Below are 10592 nucleotides of genomic sequence, written 5' to 3' on the forward strand. Positions count from 1 at the left end.
CTCCAGTGGAGGGCTAGCCACCTGGGCTGTTTACCGCATTTAATTATACTCCTCGTCTAGAGCGGCTGTCAAGCATCAGTTTTGGTGCACAAGCCAGAAGCGTCGTGGGAGCAGGAGAGTGGCTAGAAGTGGTGTGGAGATGTATTCTAGCAGAAGCGCTATCCGCATCGACCGGGGTGGGCGTCTTCATTTCCGGGGTGCAGGCGGCCCACCAGGAGGTCAGCAGAGGGTAGGGGTAATGAAGAACGAAGAGGTTTGAGCCTGAGCATCTTGTGCGGGCCGTCTGGGCAGGATCGGGACCAGCGAGAGGAAAAATAGTACTCTCTGAAAGAGCCGTGCCTCCTAGGGAGCTGATGCGTCTCTATCGAAGGAGGAGAGTAGTGCTATTCCGTCGAGATGGTTGTCTCGTTTGCCAAGAGTAGTAGCAGGCTGACCTATGAAGGAAAGCAAGACGGTGCTCATTATAGATGATGATCGGGACGTCAGCGAGCTATTGCAAATGGTCATTCTAGAACGCACGGACTATCGCCCGTTATGGATAGGCGAAAGCGAGCTGACGCTGTATGCGGCCCCGCATGTCAGGCCGGCATTGATCTTGTTAGACTATCGGCTGCCGCGTATGCATGGTCTGGAACTCTATGACCGTCTGCAAGAGATTGAGACCATGCGCAACGTGCCTACCGTGCTCATCACAGCCTGGAGTGACCTGCCGCTTGAAGAGCTACGCCGCCGCGGTATCTATCTGTTGCGAAAGCCCTTTGATCTAGAGGAGCTTCTCCAGCTAATGGCGATGCTGTTACCTGGTGCAGTGCCTCCCGCGTCTTGAAAACCAGAGCAAAAAGCTCGACCAGGGTGGGATCAAACTGGGTGCCGGCATGGCGCCGAAGTTCCGTCAGGGCCTGGAAGGGAGTGCGTGGCGCCTGGTAGCTGCGTCCGCTGGTCATGACAGCAAAAGCATCGCTGATCGCAATCAGGCGAGCCCCAAGAGGAATGGCCTCGCCGGTTAGCCCGGTCGGATAGCCATGACCATCCCAGCGCTCGTGATGGTGGTAGACAGCGCGCACCATGACCTGGGGGGCTTGCAGACGGCTCAGGAGCAATGCCCCTTTCAAACAGTGAGTGCGAATCTGAGCAAACTCCTCCGCAGTCAGCGCTGTCGCTTTATGCAGGAGCTGTCTGGGTAGTGCCAGTTTGCCAAGGTCATGGAAGAGGGCTGCCAGCTCGATGAGGATACTCTCATGGGCCGAGAGACGAAGAGCCTGCAGGAGCGGTGCTGTAAGCAAGTAGACGTGTAGCGAGTGATGATAGAGCTGCCCGTCGTATTCGCGCAGCGACCGCAGGAGATGAGCAAAGCCGCCAGCAGGGAGCGGCGGCCCCTGCTGGGTGGAATCTATAAACACAGATGCTGCCCCCACTGGCTCTGGTTTCGATCCTATCAGCAAGGTTTCTTGAGCGCTTGTCCGGTTGGCCTGCTGCTGTCGCCAGCCAGAGCGAGCCGTTGCTGACACTGACTGTCTCGCTTCTTCTCCAGCAGCGTTGCTGTCGCCGTTTGAGTTGTACCTCATCATCTCTTATCCAGGTCAGTCTGACAGGCTTTCCTTCGCTTGTCTAAGCGTTTGTCCTCCTATAGAGAGATACGTTGCAGCCAGCGAAAAAGTTGAAAGTGGAGATGGATATAACCGCTAGCGGTCCCATAAGGTCGGTGGCAAGGCGCTCAACGGCCTTTTCTCCTCTCGACAAGGTAGCCCCGGTATGGTAATATGGGATCAAATTTGAAACTATCCGCCTGGGACAAGGAGCGAACGGGCCTGAGAAGATCTTGCCTGCGCAGGAAATCAGGGTAAAGGGAAGCGGTTCCCGTTAACGGCTTCTGACATGACAAGTGCTCCCACCTGCGTCTGCTCCGTGATTATCTAAAGTCGATGAAGCAACGCGAGACGAGCGATCAACCCACTCAAGAGCCAAGGCGCTTGCTGTTAGCGACTACGAATCGCGATAAGCTAGAAGAACTGCGCACGCTCTTCAAGGACCTGCCCTTTCATGTAGTCTCTCCAGTAGACGTCGGCCTTACGCTGGAGGTGGAGGAGACCGGGCAAACGTTCTGTGAGAATGCCGAGTTAAAAGCGCGGGCCTACGCAAAAGCTTCAGGTCTGCTGGCGCTGGCTGACGATTCGGGCCTGGAGATCGATGCCCTGGGCGGTGCGCCCGGTATCTATTCCGCTCGTTTCATGGGGCGGGAGACGCCTTACGAGGAGCGCTTCCGGTTCATCTTGCAGCGTCTGCAGGGGCTTCCGCCAGAGCAGCGCACAGCACGTTTCCGCTGTTGCATTGCCATTGCAGAGCCTTGGGGCTACTGTCGCACGGTTGAAGGGGTTGTAGAAGGCCAGATCGCCGAGGAGCCGCGCGGCAGCAACGGTTTTGGCTACGATCCAATTTTCCTCGTTCCTGAACTTGGTAAGACCACAGCCGAGCTGTCCCCGGAGGAGAAGCATCGCATCAGTCACCGGGGAAGGGCGGCTCAACTGGCACGGAGACTGCTCGCAAGCTGGCCTCCCTTCGCTACTTCTGCCGACCTGCTCGACACTCTGCCTTAGTCTGGCCTTGCGGCTAGGGGAGCAGCGATCGCTAAGTACGCAAGCAAGCAAGCAGGTGAGCGCAAGAGCGAGTGAGCAAGCAGGAGAGAAAGATTTCCTATGGGGAAGAAGCCGCCTATCCGGGTCGCGCTTGATCTGGAAACAACCGGCCTGCATGTGGAGCAAGATGCTATCCTCGAAGTGGCTGCGGTCAAGTTCCAGGGCACGACGATCCTCGATCGACTTGAGACGCTGGTGGCGCCGGGGCGTTCCATCCCTTATCGGGTGCAGCGTCTGACAGGGATCACGCCGCGGCAGCTGATCGGCGTGCCTTCGTTTGAGGCGATCGCGCGCAAGCTACAGCAGTTTGTCGGCAGCTTTCCGATTGTTGGGCATAGTATCCCTTTTGATGTCAGTTTTTTACGCCGGCAGGGGTTGGCTTATCATAACCAGCTGATCGATACCTTTGAGCTGGCCTCGGTGCTCCTCCCCTCACTGCCGAGCTACAGTCTGGGCTATGTGGCGCGCTTTCTGGGGGTGCCCAGCTCCCCAGAGCGCCATCGGGCGATGGCCGATACATTGCTGGCCATGCATGTCTTTCTCGCCCTCTATGAGCGCCTGCAGGCGATTGACCTGGCGGCGCTTGAGGAGCTTGCCCACCTCGATGCGCCGCCTGATTGGCCGCTGCTGACCTTCTTCCGCCAGGAATTGCGCGAGCGTCAGCGCGAGCAGGGGCTGCAGCGCGGTCCCATTTGGGGAAACCTCGGTCAGCATTTCGCTACTCAGTTGGGCATGGACCCGCGGGTCCTCTCGTTTGCTGTGGCCCGTGCCGGCCCGCCGCTTCCCACATTGACCGCTGAGGCGGAGCGCTCAACAACGCCTCTTCCTGACGATCGTCCTCGTTCGCCAGCCCAGCCTCTTGCGTTCTTGTCAGCGGAGGCGACGCCTGACCTGCAGATCTTGCTTGAGGCCAGGCGCTCAGAGTGCGAGCGTCAGCGCCTCAGTAGCTATGCAGCCTTGCAGCACCTGTTGCATGAGACGCTGGCCCGTTGCGGGACAGCCTTAGTCGAGACCACGCTTGGTAGCGATGACTATGTGCCTCTGCTACTTGCGGTCCTTGAATGGCTCAAAGAAGCTGCCAGGCAGGCGAGAACAGCCTCATTACCGTTACCTCGTCTGCTGATCAGCTGCGCTTCCACGCAGGCGGCCTATCGCATCAGAGATGCTTTGCTGCCGCGTCTCCAGGAGCAGCTTGGAGCGGGTTTCTCCGTGGCCTATCTGGCTGAGCGCGATGGCTACCTTTGTCTGCATCGCTGGTTTGGTACCGCCCAGATGCGCGTGGGGGGTGGGCCGCGTTCAGAGGAGGCTCGGGCTTTTGCAAAGTTCACTCTGTGGGCGCAGGAGACGCTGACCGGTGAGCGCGGCGAGTTGACGCTGTTGCCCCATGAGATTGCGAGTTGGGAGCGCATCTGTTCGGGAGGCGAGCGCCTCGTGGCGAGCGATGAGCGTCTTGGCAGCATTTATGAGCGCTGTGCCTATCGTCGTAAAGGCTACTGCTTTTATCAGCGGGCCGAGGAGCGCGTGCGAGCTGCACAGATTGTGGTGACGACCCATGCGGGACTGCTCGACGATCTCTCTTCTTCCCATTCTCTCTTGTCGGAGATACCGTATCGCCTCATTCTCGATGCTGATCTTCTTGAAGAGGAGTGGGCGCGCCGCAGCGGGGTAGAATTGAGTCATGGACGGTTGCTAACGCTCCTCCAGGCGCTCGGCATCGAACTCCCCAATGGGCGTTACCAGGGTCTGCTGGCGCTAGCGGCTCCGGCCTTGCGCGAGGAGGTTGTCCCTTCCGCTGGTACTCCCCTGAGTCTGGCTTCCTCTTCCACGGTCACGCGGGCCGAGCTGGATACACGCTTGCTCTCCTGGTTCCAGGCTCTGCGTCAGGCTTGTGGGGCGGCCAATCACTTTTTCCTTGCCCTGACGCACTTGCTGGATGAGGCTTTGCATGCTCCTGCTGGTAACCAGAGTTCTCGCCATGATCGTGGACGCTCCCAGGCAGCTCGCAACCAGAGCCAGAGTCCGCGTTTCGCCGAGCGTCTTGATCAAGCCCTGCGCCTCCAGCGTGCCCTGCTAAACCTGGAGAGCTGGGATGAGGCTGCCCACGCCTGGCGTCAGCTATCGCAGCGCCTGCAGACGGTGGTCGAGCTGTCTCAGGAGGCTGAGCGCTTGCTGCTAACGGGCAGTCGTGGAAGAACGCGCCTGGAGCGGACAGGGCTGTTGAGCGATGCCCTGGCAGCAGAGTTCGCCATGTGCGCTCAGCGGTTGCGCGCGCTCAAAGAGCAGGGGGACCAGGCTTTTGCTCTCACTGAAGGAGAGATGGTCTACTGGTTGCGTATTCCGCCAGCTCCTGTGCATCCACAGCCGCGCGGCTTAGACAGCGCTGCGGCGGCCCCGGTAGTGGAGCAGCCGCTGGAGCATGCCCCGGCCATCTACGGTCAGCCGATTCAGGTCGCGCCTATGCTGAAGCGTTTGCTGTTTCATCCGCAGCGGGCGACCATTTTGGCGGGCGTGGCTTTAGCGGTCGCTGGCGATTTCTCCTTTGTGCGGGGCCGGCTGGCACTGGAAATGGAGCACTGCCCAGCCTATTCGCTGGAAGGCGATCGCTGTGCTCAGACGCTGCTCTATATCCCCAATGATGTTCCTGAACCCAATATGCCCCAGTATCAGCGGCGTCTCGATGAGGCCATTTTGCAGATGGCCGAAACCTTAGAGGGTCAGATTCTGGTCTTATTCACCTCTCACGCCGCGCTGCGCAGCTCTTACTCTTTCATCAAGGCCGCCCTGGAGGCGCGTGATATTCTGCTGCTCGGTCATGGAATCGACGGCTCGCCGCGTCAGCTCTGGCAGATCTTCGCCGAGCAGCCGCGGGTTATGCTCTTTGGAGCGGGAGGCTTCTGGGAGGGTGTTGAAGAGCTACCAACGCTGCCCTCCTGCCTGTTTATCACCCGGCTGCCGATGCCGGCCCTCAATGATCCTCCTCTGGCGGCACGAGCCGAGCAGTATGCCGACCAGCTCCATCAAATGACCGTGCCCGTCGCCGCTCTGCGCCTGCGTCGAACGCTCAATCGCCTGGCCTGGAGCAGTGGTAAGCGCAATAGCGTCATTATCTTTGATCGGCGTCTGATCTCCAAAGAGTATGGGCAGCTCATCCTGCACTCATTGCCGCGCTGCTCGCAGCGCCAGGACAGCGTGACCCAGATGCCCGAAGCTGTTTTGGACTGGCTCACCTCTGATGGCCTCGGCGGCCAGTCAACGCCTGGCTCCGGCGTCGAGCTACCTTGACCCGCATCTGCGCCCTATGGTATCGTACTGGCATTGAAGGATGACGGTGGCGAGCAGCAAGCACGTTGAGAACGGCATAGCGATAATGAGTGTGGATAAGCGTGGAGCGCTGGCGCTCCCACATGGGGCGGTCTCTCTGCCAGCTTTTTTGCCCGATGCAACGCATGGAGTAGTGCGGGCGGTTGACAGCCTTGATCTGGAGCAGTGCGGAGTCCAGGCGCTCGTCATGAATACCTTCCATTTAATGCAACGCCCTGGGTCCTCTGCGGTGGAGGCCATCGGCGGGTTACATGCGCTGAGCGGCTGGCGGCGTCCGATTGTGACCGATTCGGGAGGCTTTCAAGCCTATTCACTGATTCGCCAGAATGCTCGCTATGGCCATTTGACAGAGAAGGGGCTGGCCTTTCAGCCAGAAGGAGCAACACGGCGTTTCTTGCTCACGCCTGAAAAGAGTATTCAGTTGCAGGTGAGCAGCTACGCCAGCGATGTCGTGGTCTGTCTGGACGATTGTACGCATGTTGATGAGCCGCCCTCGCGGCAGCGCGAGTCGGTTGAGCGGACGATTGCCTGGGCACGGCGCGGCAAGGCTGAGTTTGTACGCCTGGTGGAGCAGAAGAAGCTGCCGCCGGAGCGGCGTCCGCTGCTGTTTGCGGTTGTGCAGGGCGGTGGCGATTTCGCGCTGCGCCGCGCCTGTGCGGAGGCATTGCTGGAGATTGGCTTTGATGGCTTTGGTTTCGGCGGCTGGCCGCTGGATAGCGAGGGCCAGCTGCTGAGCGAGATTGTAGCCTGGACACGCGAGCTAATTCCGGCGCGCTTTCCACTGCATGGCCTGGGAATCGGCCATCCCCTGAATGTGGTGGCCTGTGCGCGCATGGGTTACGATCTTTTCGACAGCGCGATGCCAACGCGCGACGCACGCCATGCACGGCTGTACTGCTTTACAGAGGACCCTACCACGAGTAGCCTCGACTCCGATGGGACCTGGTTTAGCTATGTGTACCTCAGCGATGAGCGCCTGCGCCGCGAGCGGCGACCGGTCTCTGCGTTCTGTGACTGTCTCTGCTGTTCGCGCTACAGTCTGGCCTATCTGCATCATCTCTTTAAGGTCAATGATGCCCTCTTCCTGCGCCTGGCGACGATCCATAACCTGCGCTTTATGATGCAGTTGATGCAGCGCCTGGGAATGCTGTTGCATGGTGAGCGAGTGGCAGAGCTACAAGAGCAGCGAGCGGCTCAGCCAGCTGGTTGAGGCGGTGCGGGCGAGCCGTAAGTACCGCTCACTGTATACGGGAACCATCGCCGCTGTGGGCGCTCGTGAGCTAGCCCGGCATGATGATCTGGAGGTGGCGATCAAGGCCACCAAGCGTCGGCTGCATCAGATCGCGGGCATGTATCTGGCAGGCCCGGCTCCATATGAGCGCTGGCTGGAAGAGCTGCGCCAGGCGCGCGCGAGCGGCGATGAGGAAGGACTACGTAACGTCTGCCGTCGCGCGATGGCCTGGCATGCCTCGACTCGCGAACGGCTCGCTGTGCTCACCACTTTTTACGATCGCTTGCTGGCCGATCTGCCACCTGTGAGGCGTGTCCTTGATGTCGCTTGTGGTTTCCATCCATTGGCTCTGCCCTGGATGCCTTTCTTCCGAGCCAGCCAGAGTGCCTGCTTCTACTATGCCTGTGACATCTATGAGGATCTGGCAACCTTTCTGCAGGCTGTTTTAGAAATCCTGGGGGTTTCGGGGGAGGCCACGGTCTGCGATATTGTGCAGGCGCCTCCGAATCTGGTGGTTGATCTCGCCTTTGTCTTGAAGGTCTTGCCGTGTCTGGAGCATATTGAGCCGGAGGCCGGCATACGCCTCCTGCAGGCCATCCACGCGCGCTACTTGCTAGTCTCCTTCCCCGGGCAGAGCCTGGGTGGTGGAAAGCGAGGGATGGCGGCTTACTATGAGGCTCGCTTTCGCGCCCTGGTTGCTGATTGTGGCTGGCGGCTCGAACGTTTCTCTTTTCCGGGGGAGCTGGTTTTTCGCATCGAGAAAGAGTAAGCCGGCAATAGCCTTGTGCGCCTCGCCCGGCGAGCAAGGTAGGAGCAAGCCGGCGTTCTCTTCACTGGTAGAGGAGCTTGTTCCGCATGGTCATATTTTCTTCTGATGAGGGGAAGCAGGCGACCTCAGCGTCTGTCCGTCTGGTCTACGGCGCCTGTCCTCATGACTGTCCTGACGGCTGTGCTTTAGAGACCCTGGTCGACGAGCAGGGAAGGGCGCTGAGTCTCCGCGGGCGGGCTAATCACCCGATCACTCGTGGCTGGCTCTGCGCCAAGGTGAATCGCTATCTGGAGCGCGTCTATCACCCCGAGCGCTTGCGCTATCCGCTACGGCGCAAGGGACCCAAGGGCAGCGGCTCCTTCAGCCGCATCAGCTGGGAAGAGGCTTTTGCTGAGATCAGCGAGCGCTGGCAACGTATCATCGCTGAGCACGGTGCCCAGTGCATCTTGCCTTACAGCTACGCTGGCACGCTGGGATTAGTCAATGGGGCCGTGGCCGACTCGCGCTTCTGGAATCGCCTCGGGGCCTCGCGGCTCAAGCGGGCCATCTGCGGTTATGCTGCCGAGGAGGCGGTGCGTCTCACTATTGGCTGGCGTCTGGCTCCTTCTCCAGAGATGTTGCTGCAGAGCCGGCTGGTCCTGATTTGGGGCAGCAATCCGGCGAGTACAGCCCCGCACATCATGCCTTTCCTGCGCCAGGCGCAGCGTCAGGGGACGCGGGTTGTCGTCATTGACCCTGTGCGCACGCTGACGGCGCGTTCTGCCGATCTGCATATCCAGCCGTATCCTGGCACCGATGCAGCCCTGGCTCTGGCCATGATGCACGTCATTGTGAGCCGTGGTCTGCACAATCGGGCCTGGATCGAGGCCCATACTGTTGGCTGGGAGCAGCTACGTGAGCGCATCATGCATTATCCGCCTGAGCGAGCGGCGGCGATCACCGGTCTGCCGGTTGAGACGATTACCGAGCTGGCCGTGGCCTATGCTACTACCACGCCGGCCATGCTGCGTGTGACCGACGGCATCAATCGTCACACCAATGGGGGGCAGACGGTCCGCGCTTTGCTCTGTCTCCCCGCCCTGACCGGTCAGTATGGCCTGGCTGGTGGAGGGGTCATGTACAGTACCAGTGACTGGCTGCGATGGGATGCTGAAGCGGTCAAACATGAGCACGATCCGGCCTGTCCACCGGCCCCGCGCACCCTCAACATGAATCGGCTGGGGGCCTTGCTCACCGGTGAGGCTGATCCACCCATCTATGCCCTCTATGTCTACAACGCCAACCCGGTGGCCTCCGCTCCCAACGCTGGCAAGATCGTCGAGGGCCTCCAGCGCGATGACCTCTTTGTCGTGGTTCACGACCTGTTTGAAACCGATACGGCGCGCTACGCTGACATCTTGCTGCCAGCGACCAGCCAGCTTGAGCAGACCGATCTCCACAAAGCCTATGGCCATCTCGCACTTCAATACAATGCCCAGGCCATTGCGCCGCTGGGAGAGGCGCGGAGCAACTGGGATGTCATGCGTGGTTTGACGCAGGCGATGGGCTTCACCGAATCCTGGCTGCAAGAAGACGCCGAAGCTGTCATTCGGGGAGTGTTGGAGGCCACGGCGGCGCGCTCGCCGCTGCTGAAGGACATCACTCTGGAGCGTCTCCAGCGAGAAGGGTGGGTAGCGCTGGCCATCCCCGAAGAGCAGCGTATTCCCTTCGCCGATGGACGCTTTGGTACTCCCTCCGGCAAAGTCGAGTTTTACTCGCAGGAAGCGGCGGACCTGGGCTATGATCCCTTGCCCGACTGGGTGCCTGACGTCGAATCGCCGTTTACCGCTGGCCCAGATGGCCAGCGTGAGCGCCTCGTGCTGGTCTCGCCGGGAGCGCATCACTTCATCAGCTCCAGTTTCGGCAACGTGGCAACTTTACGTCGTAAAGAAGGTCGCCCCAGCGTGCGTCTGCATCCTGATGAGGCCCGAGCGCGTGGCATTCGAGATGGGCAGCTTGTGCGCCTCTCGAACGAACGAGGGAGCTGCCTGGTCTTTGCCGAGGTAAGCGATGAGGTGCGTCCCGGCGTGCTGGCGGCCAGCTCCGTCTGGTGGCCACGCTTCAGCCCCGATGGACGCAATATCAACTGGCTGACCTCCGATCGTCTGGCGGACTTCAATGGCGGCAGCACCTTCCACACCACCCTCGTCACCATCGAACCGGTTGCCGAAGCGCCTCAACCTTTCGGCGAGCCGGAGAAGGCCGTCAGGAGCTAACTGAGGTTGTGCGAGGAACGGCACTGATAGAAGACCTCATAGAGCACCAGGGCCGTGGCGACCGCCAGGTTGAGCGAATCGCTGCGGCCCGTCATGGCGATGCTGACCATGACGTCGCAGCTAGCCTGCTGAGAGGGAGAGAGGCCTTCGCGCTCGCTACCCATCAGCAGGACCAGGGGCAGCGGATAGCGCAAGGAGCGATAGTCAGTGGCAGCCGCCCCGGAGGTACCGACCACTGTGCAGCCTGTTTGCTCCTTCCAGCGCCAGAACTCTGCCGAGCTAGCGCGAATAATACCCTGAGCAAAGAGGGCGCCCATGCTGGCGCGGACGGCATTCGGGTCGTGGGGGTCGGCGCAGTGATCGAGCAGCATCACCCCTCGGGC

7 protein-coding genes and 1 pseudogene are annotated in these 10592 nt (G+C 60.4%); 6 read left to right on the plus strand and 2 right to left on the minus strand.

All coding sequences use genetic code 11. The annotated features are described in order from the left end of the window. Window positions 1-499 precede the first annotated feature (499 nt). Window positions 500-826 (plus strand): response regulator, encoded by a 327-nt coding sequence (locus tag IRZ31_RS21470; protein ID WP_363325691.1) that lies wholly within the window; start codon window positions 500-502, stop codon window positions 824-826. A gap of 34 nt (window positions 827-860) precedes the next feature. Here the strand turns inward: IRZ31_RS21470 and IRZ31_RS17065 are convergent. Continuing rightward, window positions 861-1568, minus strand: a pseudogene (locus tag IRZ31_RS17065) (HD domain-containing phosphohydrolase); the annotation flags it as partial. Window positions 1569-1922: 354 nt separating this feature from the next. Here IRZ31_RS17065 and IRZ31_RS17070 point away from each other — a divergent pair. From IRZ31_RS17070 to IRZ31_RS17090, 5 genes are all read left to right on the plus strand, one after another. Then, complete coding sequence (locus IRZ31_RS17070) at window positions 1923-2594, plus strand: XTP/dITP diphosphatase (RefSeq protein ID WP_363325690.1); 672 nt, start codon at window positions 1923-1925, stop codon at window positions 2592-2594. A 99-nt stretch (window positions 2595-2693) separates the two neighbouring features. Then, window positions 2694-5915, plus strand: coding sequence for an exonuclease domain-containing protein (locus IRZ31_RS17075; RefSeq protein WP_297155819.1), 3222 nt, complete (start codon window positions 2694-2696; stop codon window positions 5913-5915). A 46-nt stretch (window positions 5916-5961) separates the two neighbouring features. Further along, window positions 5962-7164 carry a tRNA guanosine(34) transglycosylase Tgt gene (locus IRZ31_RS17080; protein ID WP_297155821.1) on the plus strand — a complete coding sequence of 401 codons (1203 nt, stop codon included), beginning with the start codon at window positions 5962-5964 and terminating at the stop codon, window positions 7162-7164. Beyond that, window positions 7109-7954, plus strand: coding sequence for a hypothetical protein (locus tag IRZ31_RS17085; RefSeq protein WP_297155824.1), 846 nt, complete (start codon window positions 7109-7111; stop codon window positions 7952-7954). The genes IRZ31_RS17080 and IRZ31_RS17085 overlap by 56 nt, the downstream gene beginning before the upstream one ends. Window positions 7955-8040: 86 nt before the next feature. Then, on the plus strand, window positions 8041-10209 hold the full coding sequence (locus IRZ31_RS17090) for a molybdopterin oxidoreductase family protein (protein WP_297155826.1): 2169 nt from the start codon (window positions 8041-8043) through the stop codon (window positions 10207-10209). Here the strand turns inward: IRZ31_RS17090 and IRZ31_RS17095 are convergent. After that, window positions 10206-10592, minus strand: a 387-nt coding sequence (locus IRZ31_RS17095) for an RNA methyltransferase (RefSeq protein WP_297155829.1), incomplete at its 5' end; no start/stop codon positions are given. The two genes, IRZ31_RS17090 and IRZ31_RS17095, sit on opposite strands and share 4 nt — an antisense overlap.

The sequence above is a fragment of the Thermogemmatispora sp. genome (assembly GCF_019683635.1).
In the GTDB taxonomy this organism is placed as follows: domain Bacteria; phylum Chloroflexota; class Ktedonobacteria; order Ktedonobacterales; family Ktedonobacteraceae; genus Thermogemmatispora.